Source organism: Myxococcales bacterium (assembly GCA_016706225.1).
Taxonomy (GTDB): domain Bacteria; phylum Myxococcota_A; class Polyangia; order Polyangiales; family Polyangiaceae; genus JADJKB01.
The window spans coordinates 16,023-37,847 of record JADJKB010000023.1; the positions used below are offsets into that span (position 1 = coordinate 16,023).

Here is a 21,825-nt window from a genome sequence, read left to right on the forward strand (position 1 = left end):
CGATGCGCCGAATTGCAGCGCTGCTGCTTCCCCTGTCCCTTGCCGTGGCCGGCTGCCCGGGCACCGAGCAAGATTTCTCGACTCCCAAGAAGGACGCGGAGCCGGGACCTCCGGACGCGGCCGTGGACGTGGCGCCGGGACCTCCCGTGCCGGTCCGCGTGATGAACTGGAACGTGAAGAACCTGTTCAACGACAAGCGGGACAGCCTGGAGATCAAACAGGCAGACGAGACGATCGTCCCCGCGGGCGAGTATCAGGCGAAGCTCGACGCCATCGCCGGCGTGATCGCGGGGGAGAAACCCGACGTCGTGATCCTGCAAGAGGTCGAGAACATGGCCGTGGTCAACGACCTGGGAGCCAAGCTCGGCGGTTATCCCCACCGGGCGATCACCCAGGGTAATGATCCGCGCGGCATCGACATCGCCGTTCTCTCCGAGCTGCCGATGGAGATCGGGCCGTCGCACAAGGGGGAGTTCTTCAAAGCCTCCAGCGATACTGGCCAATTTTTCAAGTTTGCGCGGGACGTGCTGGAGGTTCACCTCACGGTCAACACGCGCCACTTCGCGCTGCTTGGGATCCACTTCAAAGCGGAGGACGGCGACCCGACGAGCGCCATCAAACGGGTCGCGGAGGCGGAGCGCACCCGCAAGATCGCAACCGGCATCCAGTTCGGTGACCCGGCCGTGGCGATTGTGGTGCTTGGCGACTTCAACTCGACCCCGGGCTCACCCCCGCTCGATGCGCTGGCCGGCAACCCAAGCACGTTCACCAGCTCGACGGCGGCCATGCCGGCGGCCGATCGCTACAGCGTCACGTTCGGCGGGAGCCCTCAGCTCTATGACGATCAGCTGGGGGATCCGGCCGCGGCAACGCTGCTCGACGCGGCTTCGGTCACCATCCTGCACGATGGCGCGGTCAACACCGCCAGCGACCACGACCCCGTGCTAGCGACCTACATGCTGCACTGACGGTTGCTCCCCCGACGAAGGCGTTCGGGGAAATGCCCGGGGAAAGCGTCAGGAAAATCACGAGCTTTTTGGCGTAAGTGACTGAAATCACAGGCGCCTGCGCGGATAATTTGCCGCGCACTGTACGCTTTGTCGTCTAACCCTCATGGCCCTCGGACGGCGCCCCATCGACTTCGGCCGCCTGGTCGCGCGGCTGCTCTGTGCGCTGTTCGCGCTGATCGGGGCCGTTCCGCTCGCGCTCGCCGTCGCCATTCGCTCGGAGCCGGTGCTCGCCTGGGCGTCGTCGGAGACCGCGCGCGTGCTCCAGGAAGAGCTCGGCGTGACGGCCAGCTACCGCGTCGAGATGAAACTCCTGCCGCTGACCGTCGCACTGCATGACATCGTGGTGCCGTCCTCGGACGGAGGGGCACCGTTCCTGCTGGCCGAGAGCGTGGCCGTACACCCGCGCTTCTTTTCGCTCTTGGCAGGACGCCTCGACGTCGGCGACGTGGAGATCCAGCGCCCTCGTTCTCGAGTGGTCCTCAAGGACGGGAAGCTCGTGAACCTCGCGTATCGCCTGCCGGAGCAGAAGACGCCGTCGAAGAAGCTGGAGCGCGCGCCGTTCTCGTCGCTAGGTATCACGGAGGCCGAAATCGACTTCGAGGTCGATGGCGTCAAGGTCAAGACCGGCCCCATCGACATGGACGTGTTCGCCGACAAGGGACCGGTGTTCGAGGTGGGGTTGCGCGCTGCGGAGACCAGCATCGTCACCCCACGTTTGGTGACGTTGAAGACCGGCGGCGCTCCGCTCAACCGACGTGGTGAGATTGACGGCGCAAGCGACCGAGAGTTCACCTACACGGCCTTCGACGAAGACGCCATTTGTCGGCTGGATGTGCGAGTGCGGATCGAGGGCAGCACGATCCTGGTGCGCCGGCTCGCGCTCTCGGGTGTGGCGGACCAGGACCCGGGCGAGCACACGCTGCCCAAATGTCTGGCCGAAGACGACAAAAACGCCGCGCGAGTCGCGCTCGGGCTCTCTCAGCTCCGGCTCGAGCTGCGGCCCGGCGAGACCCCGCTCGTCGACGGGCACGTGGTGGTCCGGGGACCGGTCTCTCTGGCCAATCGTTACGCAAAGATGGCTCAGCTGTCGGGCTGGGCGGCCTTTGCTGGCGACGTGCATTTCACCAAGACCGGCAAGCTGCCGGATGTGCGCGGGCGGCTCCGGGGAGGGGATTTTCAGCTGGCCGACTATCGGCTGGCCAAGAAGCTCGACGCGACCGTCGAGATCCGCGACGACAAGATCGACGTTCCACGTCTCGAGACGCACTTCGCCGACGGCGTGGTCGTGGTCAGCGACACTCACATCGAGCCGCTGGAGAAGGGCGCACCCATCAGCTCCGGGCGGGTCGAAGGCAGCAGCGTCTCGTTCTCGGCGCTGATGCGCGACCTGGGCGTGACCCCCAACACGATCGTCGCTTGGGATCTCGACAAGACTCGGGCGACACACATCAAGGGAACGCTGTCACCGCTGCACATTGACGCGGACCTGTACGCCGAGACGAAGAACTTCGAGATCTACAACCGCGCGTTCCACGACCCGGCGCGTAAACACATGATCGGTGTGCGCGCTGCCACCATCCGTGGCCGCCTCGGAGTGCGGGCGGGCGCGCTCGAGTTCTACGACACTCGAGCGACCTTCGGTAAGAGCACCATCGTCTCGCCGTTGGTCTCGATTGGTTTCCACAACGACATGCAAGTCGAGGTCAGCAAGGGCTCGAAGATCGAGCTGTCGGACGTGAGCCCGCTGGTCGACATTCCCTGGGCCGGCGCCGCCGAGCTGACCGTGAAGATGGCCGGAAAATCCGGCGATCCGCTGCTCACCGGCGATCTCGCCATCAACAAGTTCGAGTTCGGCGGCTTCCCGGTTGGGGACATCAAGAGCGCCAAGCTGCGCTTCCGCCCGCTCAAGGTCGACCTCTTCGACATCCGCGGCAGGAAGAACAAGAGCGAATTCGTCATTCCAACTGCACGCCTCGATTTCGACAGCGGCTCGACGGTGATCGCCGACGCAACCCTGCAGGCCGAGCGCCTGGACGTCCGGGACTTCTTGGCGATGTTCCTGTTCGATCAAGACCCGCGCTTTGATCCCATCCACGGGACTGGAAAGATCGACGCGCGCGTCCACTACGATCTTGGTGGGCACAAGGACCGCTGCGGCGGTGGCGTGCTCAATGTCCTCGGGCGCATGGACATGAAGAAGCTCGACTTGTTCGAGGAGCGCTACGACAGCGGGCGCGCCGACTTCGAGTTCCGCTGGCTCGATCGCGAGGCGAGTTACCTCGGCATCGAGCTGGACGTGCCCAGCATCACGCTGTCGAAGGGGACCGGGACCGTGCTCGGTTCGCTGACCATGCGCCAAGGGGGCGTGGTGCGCGGCAACATGGTCGGGACCGCGGTGCCACTCTCGAAGATCGACGCGCTGGGCATGCTCGGTTCCCTGGTCGACGCGCGCGGCAGCGGTGTCGCCGAGGTCGACGGGACGGTCGACGAGCTCGCCTTCTCCAGCCACGTGCGCGTCTCGCCAATGCGCACCGGCACGAAGACCCTGCCCGCCTCGGAGCTGTCGGTGCGCCTCGAGCCCAAGAAACGCCCGCTGAAGGTCATCGGGCGCTCGCGCTGCGGCGGCCAAGTGACGGCACCGTTCGACCGGGCCGAGTGGGAGTCGGATCCGACGGTCGGCACGTTCCACGTCGACGGCAAGATGTTCGGCGGACAGATCGGTTTCAAGGATCTGCGGGTCACGCGGCAACGCAGCAAGAACGCCAAGGGCAGCGTGACGTTCAGCGACCTGGATTTGGCCGCGCTGGCCGAGCTCTCCCCGGCAGCCGCCGGCTCGAAGACCACGGGCAAGCTCAGCGGCAAACTCCAGATCGACGACTTGATGCTCGATCGGCCGAGCTCCGCCCGGGGTTCGTTCGCGGTGGAGCGCATGACCATCGCACGCGCGGGCGTCTCGGCAGAGGTGCTGCCGGGCGCCAAGGACATCACCCTAGCGGACGGCAAACTCGGCATCGGCGGGCTCGCGCTGGCGATTCGCACGCCGACTGGGCAAGAGAGTGTCTTCGATCTCAGGGGCGACGTGAGTGACATCGCCAAGAGCGCAATGGTCGATGCCTCGCTGACGCTGCGACCGATGGACCTCAGCAAACTCTCCGGTGCATTCCCCCGCGTGCAGTCCGTGAAAGGCCGACTCTCAGGGGGCCTCCAGGTCTCCGGTCCCGCCTCGGCGCTCCGCTACCAGGGGGGGTTCGATCTGGAGGGCGGCGAGCTGCAGCTGCGTGGGTTTTCTCCCATCACCGACCTGAAGTTCTCCATCGCGGTCGACAACGACGAGCTGCGACTCGCTCGAGCCTCCGCCCGTGTCGGCAACGGCAGTCTGCGTATCGAAGGCAGCGCTCCGCTCAAGGGTTTTTCCCTGGGCGCGGTGCGGGGAGTCATCACCGCCCGCGACATCGCGTTGCCGCTGGCCGAGGGTGTGAAAGGCAGCGTGGATGCCGACCTGGTGGCCACCTGGGAGGCCGAGGTCGACGGAGAGCGCAAGTTGCCGGGTGTCACGGGCAACGTGCTGCTCAAGTCGTTCGAGTACACGCGGCCCGTGGTCATGACCGCCGACATCGCCAGCCTCGCGCAGCGCGGAAAACGCACTGTGTTCGAGGCCTACGATCCCGCGGACGACTTCCTCGAGTTCGAGGTCACGCTCAAGAGCGACCGCAACCTGAAGCTGCGCAACAACTTGATCGAGGCGGAGCTCGCCCTCGATCCCGATGGGCTGACCCTGGCCGGCACCAACCAGCGCTTCGGGCTGCGGGGTGAGGTGAAGCTGAAGCAGGGCGGCACGATCAAACTGCGCCGCAACGAGTTCGAGATCAGGCAGGGGGTCGTGCGCTTCGACGATCTGACGCGCATTGCGCCGCAGGTGGACGTGACCGCAGTGACCGAATATCGGCGTTACAGCGAGTCCAGCTCCGCAGAGAAGGGCGGAACCGCCACGCCGACCAGCGGCTCGGGCCAGGGCGGCACGACGGCGCAGGGTGGACGCTGGCGGATCTCGATGCGGGCCCACGGTGACGCGGACAAGCTCAACATCGATCTCACGAGTGATCCCGCGCTGGCGCAGGACGACATCTTCTTGCTGCTCACCGTCGGCCTGACCCGAGCCGAGCTCGATCAAGCGCAGAGCGCGAGTGTGGGTGAGAGCGTGGCGCTCGAGGCCCTGGGCACACTGAGCGGAGCGGACCGTGCAGTGACGGAGGCCGTGCCGCTGATCGACGAATTCCGGTTCGGCAGCGCGTATTCGTCGCGCACCGGGCGCACGGAGCCGACGGTCACCATCGGCAAGCGCTTGGCAGAGCGCATTCGAGCCAACGTGACCAGCGGCCTGGCTGAATCCCGCGAGATCCGCTCGAACCTGGAGTGGCGCCTGAACAACCGCGTGAGCCTCGAGGGTTCTTACGACAACGTGAACGACATCTCGAGCTCGTCGCTGGGCAACCTCGGAGCAGACATCCGCTGGCGGCTGGAGTTCGAGTAGCGGTACCATCGTCCGATGCAGCGACCGGGGTTCTTGCTGTTGGCGCTGGGGCTCGTGGGCTGTGGCAGCGACGATGACGCGGGCGGTGCTGCCACGCCTGCGTCAGTCGTCGTGCTGTACGGCGCGCCAGCCGAGACCGAGCTGACGCTGTTTCCGTCGAATCGGTACAGCGTCGCGGACGAGACCACGGCGACGGGGATACGCGTCAGGCTTGGTCCCGACAACACCAAAGATCAACTGGCGACCGCTTACGCCATCACCCTCACCGAGCTGAACGAGCTGGATGGTTTTTCGACCAGCGGTGGGATCGCGGCGCGGCTCTCGGGCCCGATCGATGCTCGGGGTCTGGTGGTGTTGCCCGACGCCGAGCCACCGGTCCTGGACCCCGCCCGCGACGCCTCCGAGTACACCAAGCCGGGCACACCCCTGTTTTTGGTCGATGTCGACGCGAGCTCTCCCGAGCACGGCAAGGCCGTGGGGCTCGTGCCTCGCTATTTCGAACAACCGGCGGACGTCGACTTCCCGACCGCCGACTACACCCTGCTCGCCGAGCCTGCGACGCCCCTGCGGCCGGCGACGCGGTACGTGTTTGCCGTCACCGACGAGCTGCTGGCAAGAGACGGCACCTCGGTCGGGCGCGCACCGGACATGGCGCGCGCGCTGGGCGGCTCGAAGGACGGCTACGACGTCGAGCTTCGCTCGGCCCTGAAGGAAGCCGCAACGGTCGTCGGCACGGAGCTACGCCACGTCGTCGCCGCGACGCTGTTCACGACCGGAGACGTGAAGAGCGGAATGATCGCCGTCGGCAAGGCTCGGCGTGCGGCGCCTGCGCCGCCGCTGGTCGATGCGTGGAGTGTGGAGACCCCGAAGAAGGATCCGGATCCGCGTGTGCGCTTTCGTGCAAGCTTCACCGCGCCGGAGCTGCGCAAACCCAAACCCGACGGCAAGTGGCAGCTGGATGCGGCCGGGGCACCGGTCGAGCAGAAGGCGGTGAACCTCGAGGTGTTTCTGTCGTTCTCGAAGGCGAGCGAGAGCGGGCCGCGGCCGGTGGTGATCTACCAGCACGGCTTGGGCGGAAACAAAGACGGCAACTGGGGCACGACAGAGCGACTCGCGGGCGTCGACCCGAAGGGCGTCGCGGTGTTCGCCATCGACTCACCGGAACACGGCTCACGCGGCGACGGCAACGATTCAGTGGTTGCGAGCGCCTTCAATTTCTTCGGCGTGGAGCAGGGTTCGCTCGAGTTCGACATGGGCCGCGCGCGGGACAACTTCCGCCAGATGGCGGTCGACCAGCTGGAGCTCGTGCGCTTCATCAACAGCCTCGGCACGCTGGATCTGCTCCCGCTCGATGCAAACGGCAACCCAGCCCCGGACGGCAAACCCGATCTCGATCTCTCGCGCATCCTCTACATCGGTCACTCGTTCGGCAGCGTGCAGGGCGCCACGGTGTTCGCGCTCGCTCCAGAGATCACTCAGGCCACCTGGAACGTCGGCGGCGCGGGGCTGATGATGCTGCTCCGAGACTCGAACCTGTTCAGCATCGGTGTCGTCAAGTCACTCACGCCCGCCGGCACGCCCTTCGGTGCGGTCGCGCGCTTCATGGCCTTCACCCAGGCCATCGTCGATCCTGGGGACCCCCTGAACTACGCGCGACACGCGGCCTTCGAACCGCTCCCGGGGGTGCCCGACTGGAAACCGCGGGACGTGTTGATTCAAGAGGTCGTGAACGACGCCATCGTGCCGAACTCGACCAGTGAGGCCCTGGCGCGCGCGGCCGGAGCCGGACTCCTGAACCGGGTCAGCGCTGCGTCGGGGTTCAGCGAACTGTCGGGTAAAACCGCAGGGAATGGTCCCGGCGGTGCCACGGCGGTGCTCTGCCAGTTCGACAAGATGGGCGGCAAACCCGCCGAGCACGGCTCGCTCATCTTTGCGGACGAAGCCATCGACCAGTACGTCGAGTTCTTTTCGACGGGAGTCAGCGACGGCCACGGGAGCGTGAAGTCGCCGTATCCGTGACGCGCGCTCGAGGGTTAACCTCGGACATGCCGAAGCGCAGTTTCTGGGGCTGGGGCTACGAAGAAGTGGGGCCCGATCCGGGGCAACTAGCGGCGGCAGAGGCTGCGCTGCCTTCCCTGCTCCAGATCGCGCCGCTGAGCGTCGAGCCCGCGCCACGACTCGAGGACATCGAACTTCGTGCGCCGCGCATCCAGCCGACACCGGCCATCGCGCGCTTGCTCAGCGACGATCGCTTCGAGCGAGCTTCGCACACCTACGGCAAGAGCTACCGAGACCTCGTGCGCGGGTATGCGGGAGCGTTCGAGAACCCGCCGGACTACGTTGCCTTTCCCGAGTCCGAGGCAGACGTCGCCGCCCTGCTCGACTTCTGTGACAGTGCCCGAGCCGCGGCCGTGATCTTCGGTGGCGGCTCGAGTGTGTGTGGCGGCGTCGAAGCACCGGGCGGTGATCGCTTTCGAGGCGTCGTCTCGATCGACCTCGCGCGGCTCGACAAGGTCGTCGAGGTCGACATGGCGTCGCGTGCCGCGCGCATTCAGGCCGGCATCTTCGGCCCCGCCCTCGAGCGTGGCCTGCGAGAGCACGGGCTCTCTCTGCGGCATTACCCGCAGTCCTTCGAGTTTTCGACGCTCGGCGGCTGGATCGCAACCCGCTCCGGCGGACATTTTGCCACCGGTCCAACCCACATCGACGAGCTGGTGGAGTGCCTGAGAGTCGTGACTCCATCCGGCATCATCAGCACGCGTCGTCTGCCGGGTGACGGTGCCGGTCCGAGCCCCGACCGTTTGTTCATGGGCTCCGAAGGTGCGCTGGGCGTGATCTGCGAAGCATGGATGCGCGTCTTCGAGCGGCCGCGCTTCCGCGCCAAGGCGAGCGTGCGGTTTCCGGATTTTGCGCACGGGCTCGGAGCGGTGCGGGCGCTCGGGCAGTCGGGGCTCATGCCTTCCAACTGTCGCCTGCTCGATCCGCTCGAGGCCATGATGAACGGGGCCGCCGGCGGTGACGCGGCCGTGCTCATGCTCGGCTTCGAGTCTGGGGACCACAACCTCGACGCCTGGGGCGCGCGGGCCGCGCAGTTGTGCCGCGATCACGGCGGCGTGCTGGCGGACGGCGCGCTCCGCACTCGCCACGACGACGCACAGGAGCGAGACGCGGCGGAAGGTGCCTGGCGCGCGGCGTTCTTGCGGGCGCCCTACCTGCGGGACGCCCTCGTTGCGCGCGGGATCTTCGTCGAGACCTTCGAGACGGCGGTCACCTGGGATGGCCTCGAGGCGTTGCACCGAAAGGTGGTGGCGGCAGCGCAGGCGGCGGCGGGTGAGAACGGGCAGAAGTCGCTGGTCAGCTGTCGCATCACCCATGCCTATCCGGACGGGGCGGCTCCGTATTTCACTGTGATCACCCCGGCGCGGGTCGGGCACGAGCTGGAGCAGTGGCGGCTCATCAAGACCGCGGTCACCGATGCCATGCTCGAGGCCGGCGGCACGACGACCCACCATCACGCAGTGGGCCGCGACTTTCGCCCCTGGTACGAGCGTCAGACACCGAAGCTCGTGCTGTCGGCGCTGCTGGCTGCAAAGCGCGAGCTCGACCCGGCCGGGATCTTGAATCCCGGGGTGCTCTTGCCAGAACCGACCTGACGTTGCCCACGTTCGGCACTAAGCTCCGCGGCGCCGTGAAAGTCCGACTCATCCGCGAATACCGCTTCGAGGCCGCACACCGCTTGCCGAACGTGCCCGAGGGACACAAGTGTCAGCGCCTGCACGGCCACAGCTTCAAGATCGAGATCGGCATCGCCGGGCCCGTCGATCCGAAGACCGGCTGGCTGCTCGACTTCGGCGATCTGGATGCGGTGTGGGCACCGATCCACGACGCCCTCGATCACCGATATTTGAATGATGTGGCGGGGCTCGAGAACCCGACCAGCGAGGTCCTGGCTCGCTGGTTGTGGGAACGCTTGAAACCCACGTTGCCAGAGCTGGTGCGCGTCACCGTGTACGAGACGTGCGACGCGCGCTGTGAATACGAAGGCGACTGACGCCATCAAACCGACGTGGCGTGACCGTGTGCGGAGGCTTGCGACGCGGCGGCTGACCCCTCACTCTTCGTTCGGCTCTTCGTAACCCCACTCCGGGTCCATGCCGGCCAGATCGGCGATCTTCGCCGGATGGTAGGGCGGCCGCGGAGTGAAACCCTGACCGGGATCGCCGCCGCGTTCCGCCAGCATCCTCGCGGCGAGCGCCATGCACCACTTTCCCTGGCACCAACCGGTGCCAAACCCGGTGTAGCGTTTCACCGACTCGATGTCGCGGTGCCCGAGCGACATTGCATGCTCGAGCTCGTGAAGGGTCACGTCTTCGCAACGGCAGATGAACGTCTTCACGAGTGCGAGGTTAGCGGGGGTCGGCGGCTGCGAGGATCATTTTCTGCGGGGGTGGGCACCCCTGATCGGTTCTCGCCGGGCCGAACGTGAGCGTCCGGGGCGCTGTTCCCTGCGCGGGTGCGCGGGGGTTGTGCTTCCAGGCGCCGACTTGCTCCGGCGAAAGCGCGCCCGCGGGACAGGCGCCGACTCCCCCGGCGAAAGCGCGCTCGCGCGAATTATCGCGCGCGCGGACAAGCGCTGGCGTCAATTCACCGCGGCGACTTCGGTGCAGAGCGGTGCGTGTTCGCCGGCGGGGCGGCCGCGCTGGAAGTTGATCTCGCAGGCGTATGGGTCCTTGAGAGCCTCCGCGAATCCCATCGGGATGGAGCCGTCCCAGTTCCGCGCTCCGTCGATGCGCGCGCGAATCACACCCTTCGGGTCGACGAACCAGGTCTCGGGGTAGAGCTTGGTGCCGAACTTCTCGCTGACGACCTTCGCGTCCTGGTCGATGAGCACGATGAACGGGGGTTTGTCCGTGCCGAGCACACTCATCAGCGTGCCGCGTACGTCTTCGGGGCCGTCGTCGGTGCTGATGGTGACCAGCACGATGTTCTCGTGAGTCTTGACCACCTTGCCGAGCTCAGCGAGCGACGGCATCTCTTCGAGACACGGGCCGCAGGACTTGGTCCAGAAGTTCAGGATCACGACCTTGCCGCGAAAGCTCGAGAACTTGATCTTTTCGCCCGTCAGCGCCGGCAGCTCGAAATCCGGCGCGGCGCGATTGCGCGAAGCGTACGTCGGAGCAATCGCACACAACGACGTGCAGACCCGCCGCGATTCGCCGTCCCGCGCGGTGCGGGCAAAGGAGTAGACGCCGAACGCCGCGGCGGCCACGACGACGAGCTGGGCGAGTTGGGCCGGCTTCACAGCGCCTACTTAGATCAGCGCGCGCCGAAGGGCCATCCCTGTACAGAAGTGACTGGTCGGGTACATTGGAGCTGTGCCGGAACCCCCGCCAGCGCCGCCGGGAAAGCTGGCGCCCGGGCTCCTGTCGGCGACCGACGGGGCGGGCGTCGGGGTGGCGGTCGTCCGCCGCAACGCCCGCGACCGCCACGAGTTCGTGAGCGAGGCAGCGGCCCGGCTGCTCGGCTACGAGCAGCACGAAATCGAGCAACTCGGCCCGAGCGCCTACCTGGCCGCCGATACGCTGGCCCACCTCGAGGGTGAGCCCACAGCGAGCGCCCGGTGGACACGCGCGACGCTTCGAAGAAGAGACGGGGCTGGACTCCGTGCGCGCGTCGCCAAGGCGACCAGCGACGATGGGCTGCGCGACGTGTTCGTCTTTCGTGACATCGGCGAGCAAGAGCGGGTGGTCGAAGAGCTGGCGCGCGCGCGCAGCAACTTTCAGCGTTTGCTCGACGCCGCGCCCGATGGCGTCGCCGTGGTTGGACGAAGCGGATTGCTCTACGTCAATCCGGTGCTCCTGCGCTGGGTCGGCGTCGCCGACCTGCCCACGTTGGCGAACACACGCATTGCCGAGGTCATTCACACACACGACGTCGAGCGCGCGGTCCAAACTGCAAAGGACCTGCTCGAGTCACCGAACAGTCGACACGTGATCCGGATGCGGATCCGACGTCGGGGTGGAGGGCTGTTCGAGGTGGAGTGCCTGGGCCTCGCGACCGAGTGGGAGGGTGAGCCCGCGTGTCTGGTGGTGGCCCGCGACCTGTCCCAACGCCGGCACGATCAATCGCGAGTGATCGCCGCGGACCGCAGTGCCTCGCTCGGGACCCTGTCGGCGGGCGTCGCCCACGAGATCAACAATCCGCTGGCGTATCTGCTCCTGAACCTCGAGTACCTGATTCGTGAGCTGCCTCGGCTCGAGTCGAGCCCCGAGCGCCTGGCCCATTTCTCCGAGCGACTGGCCGAATCTCGCCACGGAGCCGAGCGCGTCGGCCACATCCTCAAGGAGCTCTCGTCGCTCTCCGGGCGGCGACGAAACCAGCACCGCGGAGTCGACGTGGGTGAGGTCGTCAAGCGGGCGCTGCGCACCACGGCACGCGACATAGACCAACGGGCACAGCTGGTCTGCGACAACCTCGGCGTGCCTCGTGTGGATGCAGACCCGAGCAGCCTGGAGCAGCTGTTCGTTAACCTGCTCTTGAACGCCACCCAGGCCTTGCCGGAGAGCCGGCGGCCAGAAAATGAGATCACGGTCCGGCTCAGCACGGGGGACGACGGCGGCGCCGAGATCGAAATTTCGGATAACGGCGTCGGCATCCAGCCCGATCACCTCAGCCGCATCTTCGACCCGTTCTTCACCACCAAGCCATCGGGCACCGGCCTGGGCCTGCCGATCTCACACGCCATCGTACGCTCACTCGGCGGGACGATTGTTGCCGTGAGTGAGCTCGGGCGCGGAACGACGTTCAAGATCGCACTGCCCCGCGGCACTCAGTCGGTCACCGAGAGTCAGAAGCCTGAGAGCGGCCCACATCGCGGAGCCGAGCGAGCGCGCGTGCTCGTGGTGGACGACGACGCGCTGGTCGCCGAAACGCTGAGTCGTGCCCTCGCCGACGACTATGACGTGCGAGTCTGTACCCGCGCGGCGGATGCCCTCGCGCTGCTCGGCACTGACCGCGGCTTCGACCTGGTGCTCTGCGATCTGCTGATGCCCGAGATGTCCGGCATGGAGCTGCACGGGCTGCTGGCCCAACGCCACCCGGGCCTCGAGGAGCGGCTGGTGTTCATGACGGGCGGCGCCTTCACCCGACGAGCGCGGGAGTTCCTGCTCCAGGTCGAGAACCCGAGGCTGGAAAAACCCTTCGAAGTCGAGCAATTTCACAGCATCGTGCGCGACCGCCTGGCGAAGCGCTGAAGAGCTGTCCAAAAATTGGCCCGGCGCAAGCCGGCGAGGCCGGCCCGCGTGGGGTGGGGCCCCAACGAATTCACTTCGTTGGGGCGGGGAGGCGCGTGCCTGGACAGGTCTTGAGCCGCGTTCTCGGCGGGCGCCCCAAGGATTGCCGCCCGTTCGGGTCGGAGGCCCTGGAGGACGCATGGCTCAAATCGACACGGGTTCCCACGCATCGAAGCGGCGCGAGACGAATCAGGAGTTGCCCCTGGTGCCATTCATCGACTTTCTGCTGTGCCTGGTATCGTTTCTCTTGATCACCGCGGTGTGGTCGCAGATGGCGCGGGTCGAGGCGTCGGCCAACGTGCCGGGCAAACAGTGTGACGACGGGCCCTGCAAAGACGAAAAACCGAAACGGCTGCACGTCGAGCTCAAGGAAAAGAAGTTCGCGCTGGCCTGGAAGCAGGGCGAGACGGTGGTGGCGACCTCCGAGGTCGAGAGGAAGCCGGTCAAGACCGAGAGTGGCGACGTGCGTTTTCCCGACCTCGAGCAGAGGCTGGCGGAAGAGTGGCGCAGCCAGGGCGTTCACCGAGGCGCTACTGACGAAAAGAGTGACCAGGCGGTCCTTCACACCCGGAACGACGCCGAGTTCGGCGAGCTGGTGGCGGTGATGGATGCACTGCAGGCGCAGCGGCGCGAGCGGCGCGTCGGAATGACCACGACCACGGTGCCGGCGTTCAACATCACCTTCGCCGCAAACTGACGGCGCCGACCGGCCACCCTCAACCTTCGGCCAGCGCGAGCCGCCGCTTGCGTTCCCGGTCGGGCTTCACCGGAGGCACCGCGTCGGCGTAGCCGCGACCGTCGGAGTAGTGGCCGAGTGCGCCGAACACTTGTTTGAAACGCGCGAACGTTCCGCCGGCGCGCACCGCTTCTGCCACCGCGAGCCCCTCGGCCATCCCTCCCTGGGACAGCGTGTGCTCCACCCACGCCCACTTCGCGCTCACCGACCGCACGTCGGCGCGACCCTTGAGTCCACGCCGCAGTCGTTCGAGCCGCCCGAGCACGGTCGCCACCCCCGCGTACGGCATGCCATCGAGGGGAGTGTTCTTCTTGGCGCAGAACGGCGAGATGCCGAGCGCTACCGGGATGATCTTGGAGAGCTCCGTCACGAAGCGCGAACACTCGTCGATGTCCGCAGGCGTTTCGCCCGGCAAACCCAGCATCAAGTAGAGCTTCAGGCGATCCATCCCGTGTGCGCGCGCGCTGCGAGCCGCGCCAAGGTAGTGCTGCTCTTGGCCGCGGCGTTCGATCACATCCCGCATGCGCTGACTCGGTCCGTCGAGGGCCGTGGTCAGTGTGCGATAACCGGCCGCCACCAGCGCGTCCACGAACTCGTCCTTCAGGCGATCGGGACGCAGGCTCGACAGCCCGACCTCGGTGCCCCGGTCGGCCAGCGCCCGCACGATCTCCGTGATGCGCGGGTGATCGCTGACTGCCGCGCCCACCAGACCGACACGTCGAACGTCGGGTGGGATGGCGGCCAGCACGACCTCTTGGGGCACGACCCGCATGCCCCCGTTGGTCGTGCGTCGCATCACACAGTAAGTACAACCGCGCGAACAGCCCCGTTCCGTCTCGAGCAACAGCATGTCGCGGAGCTCGGTATGAGGCGTGCGAATCACACTGACCGCGGGCAAGAGCGCGTCGTCACAGGCCGCGATCTGTGGCAACACCTCGCCGTGTACCTCCGGCACGAAGATGTGAGGATGGGCCGCGAGCTTCGAGAGCGCCGCCGCCTTGCTCGGTGCGGCAAACACGGTCTCGAGAACAAAACCGATCAGCTCTTCTGCCTCCCCCATCACAATCGCGTCGGCGTAGCCCGCGAGGGTCAGCGGATTGCTGAAGGTGAGTGGTCCCCCCATCAGGACAAAAGGTGCGCGGTCACCGCGCAGGGCGCGCTCGGGTTTGATGCCCGCAGCGTCGAGCATGCGCACCAGACCCCCGAGCTGCAGCTCGTACGCGACACTGAAGGCGAGAACCGGGAAATCCGACAGCTCGCGGATCTCCTCGTAGCTGACCGGAGCCTCGACCCGCGCGCCGGGTTCCTCGCCGCCGTCGTCGAGGAATACGCGCTCACAGACCATGTTCGGCATGCCCTGGATCGCGCGATAGATGCGCTGATAGCCGAGCGAGCTCATGCCCACGGCGTAGGGTGAGGGATAAACGAGCGCGACGCGGTGCGCGGCGTCCTTGTCGATTCGGCCAACCTCGTCGGACAGGCGCTGACGGATGAGCCTGCGCACAGCGTCAGAAGGCATCAGACGGAGACCTTAGGACGGCATAGCGCGCCGCGCCATCGAGCACCATTTCGCGCGGGCCAATCCGCAACTGGGGTTGCGAGTGGTAGCAGCCGTGAGCCATATTCCCAGCATGCCGAGCCAGCCCCCTCGCAACGACGATCTGGTCTACGACTGGAACGAGATCGCCCGGAAGGGTCGAGTCATCCCGAGTGGCGTCGAGTTCTTCGACGAGACGCTGCGGGACGGACTGCAGAACCCCAGCGTCAAAGACCCGAGCATCGAACACAAGCTCGAGCTCGTGCACTTGATGGACAAGCTCGGTATTCAGCAGGCTGACATTGGCCTGCCCGGCTCCAGCAAACGTGCGTTCGACGACTGCCTGCGCATCTGCCAGGAAATCGTGAACAACAAGCTCGAGATCCGGGTCGCGTGCGCAGGGCGCACGGTGCCGAGTGACATCAGCCCGATGGTCGAGCTGTCGCAGAAGGCCGGCATGCCGATCGAGGTCTACGCGTTCGTGGGCTCGAGCCCGATCCGCGCGCTGGCAGAGGAATGGGATCTGGAGCTGATCAAGAAGCGCAGCGCCGAAGCCATCGACGTCGGAGTGAAGGGCGGACTCCCGGTCTGCTACGTCACCGAAGACACGACGCGCAGCCGTCCCCAGGTGCTCTCGGAGCTGTTCAAGCTGGCCGTCGACCACGGTGCGTCGCGTCTGTGCCTGTGTGACACCGTCGGCCACGCCACGCCAGACGGGGTGCGCAACCTGATCCAGTTCACGCAGAGTGTGATCGCGGGCATGGGCGCCGAGGTCGGCATCGACTGGCACGGCCACAACGACCGGGGCCTGGGCCTGGTGAACGCCATCTACGCCCTCGAGTGGGGAGCCAGCCGGGTGCACGCCTGTGCGCTGGGCATTGGCGAGCGGGTCGGCAACGCACAAATGGAGCTGATCTTGCTCAACCTGAAGCTGCTCGGAATGCTGGAGCACCAGGACCTCACCCACCTGGTGCAGTACTGCGAGACGGCGGCGAAGGCCGTGGGTTGGCACATTCCCATCAACTACCCGCTGGTCGGACAGGACGCGTTCCGGACCGCGACCGGAGTCCACGCCGCGGCCATCATCAAGGCGCAAGCCAAGGGTGATGCCTGGCTGGCCGATCGCATCTACAGCGGCGTGCCCGCAGGCATGTTCGGACGTCAGCAAGAGATCGTCATCGGCTACATGTCGGGCGCCAGCAACGTGACGTACTGGCTCCGAACCCGCAACATCGAGCCGAGCGAAACACTCGTGAAGGCGATCCTGGGCAAGGCGAAAGAGAGCGACCACATCCTCACCGAAGAGGAAGTGATGGCCGTCGTGAACACCCAAGGCGCGAACTGAGGCGAGCGGCGGGCGCGTTTCCCCCTCGCAGCCGCCGTTGCTCGCCCGAGTGGCCGTCGCGCTTTGGCGTCGGGCCCGGGCGCGTTAGGCTCGGTCGAGCCGGAGGGAGCCACCCATGAGCCTGAACGCGACCGAGACCACCAACCACTATTTGTGCCAGGCCTTCGACCTGCTCAAGCTGTCGCCGCGTTACAAGACCCTGTTGCTGACCCCGAGTCGCGAGCTCCGGGTCGAGCTGGCGATCGAGCTGGACGACGGCGGCATCGGCAACTTCATCGGTTATCGCATCCAGCACGACAACTCCCGCGGCCCGTACAAAGGCGGCCTGCGTTACCACCCGGACGTCGATCTGGACGAGGTGCGCTCCCTCGCGAGCCTGATGACCTGGAAGACCGCCGTGGTGAACGTGCCCTTCGGCGGCGCGAAGGGCGGCATCCAGGTCGACCCGAGCAAGCTGAGCCGCCGCGAGCTCGAACGCCTCAGCCGGCGCTTCATCGATCAGATCGCAGCGCTGATCGGCCCCGACGCCGACATCCCGGCACCGGACATGAACACCAATGCCCGGGTGATGGCCTGGATGTTCGACCAGTACAGCAAGCGCTACGGCTTCTCGCCGGGAGTGGTGACCGGCAAGCCGATCGAGCTACACGGTTCCTACGGCCGCGACGCCGCGACCGGTCGCGGTTGTATGTTTGCGATTCGAGAGGTGCTGGCGGTTGAAGGGCGCAAGCTCGCCGGAACCCGCTTCGTCGTTCAGGGTTTTGGCAACGTGGGGAGCTGGTTCGCCAAGCTGGTGCACGCCGAGGGCGGACGCATTGTCGCAGTCAGTGACGTGAAGGGTGGCATCACCAACCCGGACGGGCTCGACATTCCGCGGCTGGTCGAGCACGTCACTGCAACCGGCAGCGTGGTGGGATTCGGGGGCAGCACGCCGATCTCCAACGAAGAGCTGCTCATCGCGGATTGTGAGGTACTGGTGCCGGCAGCCCTCGGACACGTGCTCACCCGAGATAACGCCGAGAAGATCCGGGCAAAATGGGTGGTCGAGGCGGCCAACGGCCCGACGACCATGGAGGCGGACGAGATCTTCAACCGCCGCGGCATCGTGTGTTTGCCCGACATCTGGGCCAACGCCGGCGGCGTGACGGTGTCCTATTTCGAGTGGACGCAGAACACTCAGAAGTACCGCTGGAGCGAGGAACAAGTGAACCGCGAGCTCGAGAAGTACATGGTCGACGCTTGGTCCGCGATCAAGAAGACCATGGCCGAGCACGGATGCTCGATGCGAGCCGCGGCGTTCGTGCTGGCGGTGGGCCGGGTCAAGGAAGCCACGGATCTGCGCGGGCTCGGGTGAACACGACGAGGTTGCTCATCGCCGGGCTTGCAGCGGCGCAGCTTCTCGCGTGCCGCGAACCTCCGAATCCCACGCCCCGTGCTGAGCCGCCGGCGACTCCGGCGAGTGCTTCGACGCCAACCACGAGCGAAAGCACACAACCGCTACCTCAGCTGCTGCCCCCCGCGGCGAGCGCAAGGCCGGCCACGCCGCCGAGCTCGGACGCCTATCCGTGGCTCGTCGAGCCCGCTCTTGGGCCGAAGGCGGTTGATGGCCTCGTGACGCGGTTTGCACCACCGGCCGGGTTCATTCGTGTGCCGGTGGCGGAGAAATCCTTCGCGTCGTGGCTGCGTGAGCTACCGCTGGCGGAGGCGGGTACGCCCGTGCGCGCGTACGATGGCAAGACTCTTCACGCCGCCGACGATCCCCGCATCGCCGCGGTCGTTGCCCTCGATGTCAGCAAGGCGGATCTGCAGCAGTGCGCCGACACGGTGATTCGCCTGCACTCGGAGTGGCGTTGGTCGTTGGGTCGGCGGGACATGAGCTATCGGGCGGCGGCGGGCCTGGAGCTCCCCTGGGCGCGCTGGGCGCGTGGCGAACGCATCGTGCCGAACGGCGCCAGCATTCAATGGGTGCCAAGCTCGAAGCAGAGCGACGACCACCGGAGCTTCCGCAAATACCTCGACGCTGTCTTTGCCTGGGCCAACACCGTGAGCCTGGAGAAACAGGCAAAACCCGTGAAGCCGGATCAGGTTCGGGCGGGGGATTTCTTCATCCTTCCGGGGAATCCGGGCCACGTCGTGCTGGTGCTGGACATCGCAACAAAAGGGGACGAGCGCGTCGCGCTGCTGGGCCAGAGTTTCATGCCCGCGCAGAACGCGCAGGTGTTGCGGCCGCCGGGTGGCGGGACCTGGTTCAGCCTCGATCCGGCGAAAGACGTTGACACTCCGTTCTGGAAGCCGTTTCCGTGGAGCGCGCTGAGGCGCCTCCCCGAATGAACGCGGCAAAACCCAAGCAGCGAGCTCACAAACCCAGCGAGAGCCGCGCCAAACGCCAGGCTGAACCGCTCGAGGAGAAGCTCCCTCCACCGGAGCGGCGTGAACGACGCTCGCTGTCCCACGTCGGGGGCAGCGTGCAGACCCGCGGCGACGCGCGCGCGGCAAAGGTGCTCGAAGCCGCGCTGGCTGTGCGTTCCGACGAGACCAGCACCATGCAACACGTGCACGGGTTCCACAGCTACCCGGCGCGCCTCCACCCACAGACCGCAGCGCGCCTCATCGGGGGACTCTCGAAGCCGGGGGACACGGTGCTCGATCCCTTCTGCGGGAGTGGAACGGTGCTGGTCGAGGCCCATCGTCTGGGACGGCGCGCCCTCGGCATCGACGCCAATCCGCTCGCCGTCGAGCTGACTCGGCTCAAGACCCTGGGCCTCGGCACACGTGAGTCGGCCACGTTGGTGGATGCCGCGATCGACATCGCCGAAAGGGCGGAGGCGCGGCGGTTGGCCAAGGCAAAACCGACGCGGCTGTATGGGCCAGAAGATCGCGAGCTGTTCGACGCACACGTCTTGCTGGAGCTCGACAGCCTGGCGCACGGGATCGAAGCCATGCCGCGTGGTGAGATGAAACGCGCGCTCTTTCTGGTGCTCTCGAGCATGTTGACCAAGGTCAGCAAACAGCCCGGGGACACCACCAGTCGCACCGCCGCGCGCCGCCTGCCCTCGGGTTTTTCCATCGATTTTTTCGTGAAAAAGACCGAAGAGCTGGTGCGCCGCCTCGGGGCCTATTCGAAGTTGGTCGCCGACCCGCGTGTGCAAGTGAAGGTTGCGGCGGGCGATGCGCGCCACCTCGATCGCATCACCGCCGGCAGTGTGAACCTTGCGATTGCATCACCACCCTATCCCGGTGTGTACGACTACTACGCGCACCACGCCGTGCGCTTGCGCTGGCTGGGCCTGGAGGAAGAGCGCTTTCAGCTCAAGGAGATCGGCTCGCGCCGCGGTGCGAAAGGCAAGACGTTCGATGCTGCACTCAGCATGTGGCAACGAGACTTCGGTGCTTGCCTGAAGGAGATGGCGCGGCTCTTGGCCCCCCAGGGCGCCGCTGCCTACATCATTGCCGACAGCGCCTTGTCCGGTCGCGCGTTCCGCGCGGACGAGGTGACGACCGCCCTGGCCGAGAGCGCGGGACTGGTGGTCTGGGCACAAGCATCACAAGAGCGGCCGAACTTTCACTTGCCGAGCCAAGCCGCGTTCCGCGGGCGACCGCGGCGCGAGCACGCATTGTTGTTGCGACACGCTCCGCGAACGCGCTGATCGACAGCGCGCTCGCGCATCAAGCACGGCGGCGACGGCGCGACAGGAACGCACCGAGCGCCGTGAGCGCGAGCCAGCTGCTGGCTGGTGTCTCCGACCGAGGCACGCTGCAGCCGCAGCCTCCATCGTCGCCGACGTCCAAGCTCTCGCTGCCCGCGTCCGCCGCGCCGACCCCGCCGTCTTTGCCGCCGGTCGAGCTGCCGCCGGTCGAGCTGCCGCCGGTCGAGCTGCCGCCGGTCGAGCTGCCGCCGATCCCAGAGCCCGCAGCGCCACCGGTTCCGGAACCGGCAGCGCCACCGCTGCTCGAACCGCCCGCACCCGCCGCGCCACCGGTCGCCGAGCCACCCGAACCCGAGGCACCACCGCTGCCACCGGTTGCTCCACCCGTGCCGCCCGTTGCTCCGCCAGTGCCGCCCGTTGCGCCACCCGTGCCGCCCGTTGCGCCGCCCGTGCCGCCCGTTGCGCCGCCCGTGCCGCCCGTTGCTCCGCCCGTGCCACCCGTTGCGCCACCCGTGCCACCCGTTGCTCCGCCGGTGCCACCCGTTGCTCCGCCAGTGCCACCCGTTGCTCCGCCCGTGCCGCCGGTTCCGCCCGTTGCGCCACCCGTGCCACCGCTGCCACCGCTACCCGCGTCCGGGCCGCAACCGCTGATCGGAGTGTGCGCGCAGCCCGTGGCCGCAGCGCAGGTGTCGGTCGTGCACGGGTTGTTGTCGTCGCAGCTGATGGGTTTGTGTCCGCACCCGTTCACTGCGTTGCAGCCGTCCGCCGTGCAGGCGTCGTTGTCATCACAGCTGATCGCCACGTGTTTGCAGCCCGTCGTCGGAGCACACGAGTCCGTCGTGCAAACGTCGTTGTCATTACAGTTCGGCGCCGCCCCGCCCACACACACCCCGCCGCTGCAGAGGTCCTTGGTGGTGCAGGCGTTCTTGTCGTCGCAAGCGTTGGTATTGGGCTGCCCCAGGCAGACGCCGGTGTTCGGGTTGCAGGTGTCCGTCGTACACGGGTTGCTGTCGTCGCAGTTCTTCGCGGTTCCCGCTGCACACTTGCCCGCACCGTCGCACTTGTCGCTGAGCGTACAGGCGTTGCTATCGCTGCACCCCGTGTCCTTGAGCAGGTTGATGGTCGTGCACGTCTTCGCCGACGTCATGTCGCAGGTTCGGAGCACACAGCTGTCGCGTCCGTATGGGCACTGATTCGCCAGGGCAACACAGGCTCCAGCGCCATCACAGGCTCCAGCGCAGGTATTCGAGGTGACCAGCGGCCTGCAGGCCGCACCGGCCTTGGCCGCCACCGCGACACATGCCCCGTTCAAACACGAGTTCGCGCAAGGACCGTTGCCCGCTCCCGAGAGCGTGCCGCAGACCGCGCCATCCAGGCTCTTGATGCCAGCCACCGTCAGCGCCACACAAGCCGTGAGGCCATTCGTGTCCGCCATGCACACACCGCCGCACTCGAGCAGCGCTCCCGCGGCGCCGTCCGGATCACAGGGGTGACCAATCGTGAGCGCCGTGCAGAGTCCGGTGAGGGGCTCCGCCGCCTGACCCGTCGCTTCACTCGATTCCGTCGGGCTCGAATCGTCGGCCGCGGAACACGACAAGATCCCGAGAACACTGAGCACACTGACGACGCTGGTTAGCTTGCGCATGACGGCCTCCCGACCTGAAGAATCTCCAAAAGCCCGAGACCCGAAGATACAGAGTCGCGCCCCGGCGGGAAATCACCCCGTC

The 21,825-nt window shown here is 66.8% G+C and carries 14 protein-coding genes and 1 pseudogene; 11 read left to right on the forward strand and 4 right to left on the reverse strand.

Features of this window, described 5'->3' with window-relative positions:
• Positions 1–2: 2 nt before the first annotated feature.
• The 5 genes from IPI67_35520 (at position 3) to queD (ending at position 9,592) form a co-directional block, all read left to right on the forward strand.
• Positions 3–968: an endonuclease/exonuclease/phosphatase family protein gene (locus IPI67_35520; GenBank protein MBK7585483.1), complete on the forward strand. Its 966-nt coding sequence runs from the start codon at positions 3–5 to the stop codon at positions 966–968.
• A 145-nt stretch (positions 969–1,113) separates the two neighbouring features.
• On the forward strand, positions 1,114–5,541 hold the full coding sequence (locus IPI67_35525; GenBank protein MBK7585484.1) for a translocation/assembly module TamB: 4,428 nt from the start codon (positions 1,114–1,116) through the stop codon (positions 5,539–5,541).
• Between the two features lie 15 nt (positions 5,542–5,556).
• On the forward strand, positions 5,557–7,560 hold the full coding sequence (locus IPI67_35530) for a hypothetical protein (protein MBK7585485.1): 2,004 nt from the start codon (positions 5,557–5,559) through the stop codon (positions 7,558–7,560).
• A gap of 26 nt (positions 7,561–7,586) precedes the next feature.
• A complete protein-coding gene (locus IPI67_35535; protein ID MBK7585486.1) occupies positions 7,587–9,194 on the forward strand; it encodes an FAD-binding oxidoreductase in 1,608 nt (535 codons plus the stop codon).
• A gap of 35 nt (positions 9,195–9,229) precedes the next feature.
• Positions 9,230–9,592 carry a 6-carboxytetrahydropterin synthase QueD gene (gene queD / locus IPI67_35540; protein MBK7585487.1) on the forward strand — a complete coding sequence of 121 codons (363 nt, stop codon included), beginning with the start codon at positions 9,230–9,232 and terminating at the stop codon, positions 9,590–9,592.
• A 60-nt stretch (positions 9,593–9,652) separates the two neighbouring features.
• On the opposite strand, the gene IPI67_35545 is transcribed toward queD, so the two are convergent.
• Together IPI67_35545 and IPI67_35550 are read right to left on the reverse strand one after the other, a co-directional pair.
• The gene (locus IPI67_35545) at positions 9,653–9,937 is read right to left on the reverse strand and encodes a (2Fe-2S)-binding protein (protein ID MBK7585488.1); all 285 of its coding nucleotides are present in this window, start codon (positions 9,935–9,937) and stop codon (positions 9,653–9,655) included.
• A 243-nt stretch (positions 9,938–10,180) separates the two neighbouring features.
• A complete protein-coding gene (locus tag IPI67_35550) occupies positions 10,181–10,843 on the reverse strand; it encodes a TlpA family protein disulfide reductase (GenBank protein ID MBK7585489.1) in 663 nt (220 codons plus the stop codon).
• Positions 10,844–10,916: 73 nt separating this feature from the next.
• Here IPI67_35550 and IPI67_35555 point away from each other — a divergent pair, with 73 nt between their 5' ends.
• Both IPI67_35555 and IPI67_35560 read left to right on the forward strand, forming a co-directional pair.
• Entirely contained in the window at positions 10,917–12,794 is a 1,878-nt protein-coding gene (locus IPI67_35555) for a response regulator (GenBank protein ID MBK7585490.1), read from the forward strand.
• Between the two features lie 178 nt (positions 12,795–12,972).
• Complete coding sequence (locus tag IPI67_35560; protein MBK7585491.1) at positions 12,973–13,530, forward strand: biopolymer transporter ExbD; 558 nt, start codon at positions 12,973–12,975, stop codon at positions 13,528–13,530.
• A 19-nt stretch (positions 13,531–13,549) separates the two neighbouring features.
• Here the strand turns inward: IPI67_35560 and IPI67_35565 are convergent, their stop codons facing one another.
• Complete coding sequence (locus IPI67_35565) at positions 13,550–15,088, reverse strand: radical SAM protein (GenBank protein ID MBK7585492.1); 1,539 nt, start codon at positions 15,086–15,088, stop codon at positions 13,550–13,552.
• Positions 15,089–15,200: 112 nt separating this feature from the next.
• On the opposite strand from IPI67_35565, the gene IPI67_35570 reads away from it, so the two are divergent.
• The 4 genes from IPI67_35570 to IPI67_35585 all read left to right on the forward strand — a co-directional run bounded on the left by IPI67_35570 (position 15,201) and on the right by IPI67_35585 (position 20,098).
• A complete protein-coding gene (locus IPI67_35570; protein ID MBK7585493.1) occupies positions 15,201–16,451 on the forward strand; it encodes a 2-isopropylmalate synthase in 1,251 nt (416 codons plus the stop codon).
• A 121-nt stretch (positions 16,452–16,572) separates the two neighbouring features.
• Entirely contained in the window at positions 16,573–17,805 is a 1,233-nt protein-coding gene (locus IPI67_35575) for a glutamate dehydrogenase (GenBank protein ID MBK7585494.1), read from the forward strand.
• A gap of 257 nt (positions 17,806–18,062) precedes the next feature.
• The gene (locus IPI67_35580; GenBank protein MBK7585495.1) at positions 18,063–18,782 is read left to right on the forward strand and encodes a hypothetical protein; all 720 of its coding nucleotides are present in this window, start codon (positions 18,063–18,065) and stop codon (positions 18,780–18,782) included.
• On the forward strand, positions 18,779–20,098 hold the full coding sequence (locus tag IPI67_35585) for a hypothetical protein (protein ID MBK7585496.1): 1,320 nt from the start codon (positions 18,779–18,781) through the stop codon (positions 20,096–20,098). Before IPI67_35580 ends, IPI67_35585 begins: the two co-directional genes overlap by 4 nt.
• A 358-nt stretch (positions 20,099–20,456) precedes the next feature.
• Here the strand turns inward: IPI67_35585 and IPI67_35590 are convergent.
• A pseudogene (locus tag IPI67_35590) lies at positions 20,457–20,750 on the reverse strand (hypothetical protein).
• Positions 20,751–21,825 lie beyond the last annotated feature (1,075 nt).

Bases quoted from the DNA above. Each gene is read 5' to 3' on its own strand.
- IPI67_35520 (MBK7585483.1), top strand. From the start codon at position 3: ATGCGCCGAATTGCAGCGCTGCTGCTTCCCCTGTCCCTTGCCGTGGCC.
- IPI67_35525 (MBK7585484.1), top strand. From the start codon at position 1,114: ATGGCCCTCGGACGGCGCCCCATCGACTTCGGCCGCCTGGTCGCGCGG.
- IPI67_35530 (MBK7585485.1), top strand. From the start codon at position 5,557: ATGCAGCGACCGGGGTTCTTGCTGTTGGCGCTGGGGCTCGTGGGCTGT.
- IPI67_35535 (MBK7585486.1), top strand. From the start codon at position 7,587: ATGCCGAAGCGCAGTTTCTGGGGCTGGGGCTACGAAGAAGTGGGGCCC.
- IPI67_35560 (MBK7585491.1), top strand. From the start codon at position 12,973: ATGGCTCAAATCGACACGGGTTCCCACGCATCGAAGCGGCGCGAGACG.
- IPI67_35565 (MBK7585492.1), bottom strand. From the start codon at position 15,088: ATGCCTTCTGACGCTGTGCGCAGGCTCATCCGTCAGCGCCTGTCCGAC.
- IPI67_35570 (MBK7585493.1), top strand. From the start codon at position 15,201: ATGCCGAGCCAGCCCCCTCGCAACGACGATCTGGTCTACGACTGGAAC.
- IPI67_35585 (MBK7585496.1), top strand. From the start codon at position 18,779: ATGAACGCGGCAAAACCCAAGCAGCGAGCTCACAAACCCAGCGAGAGC.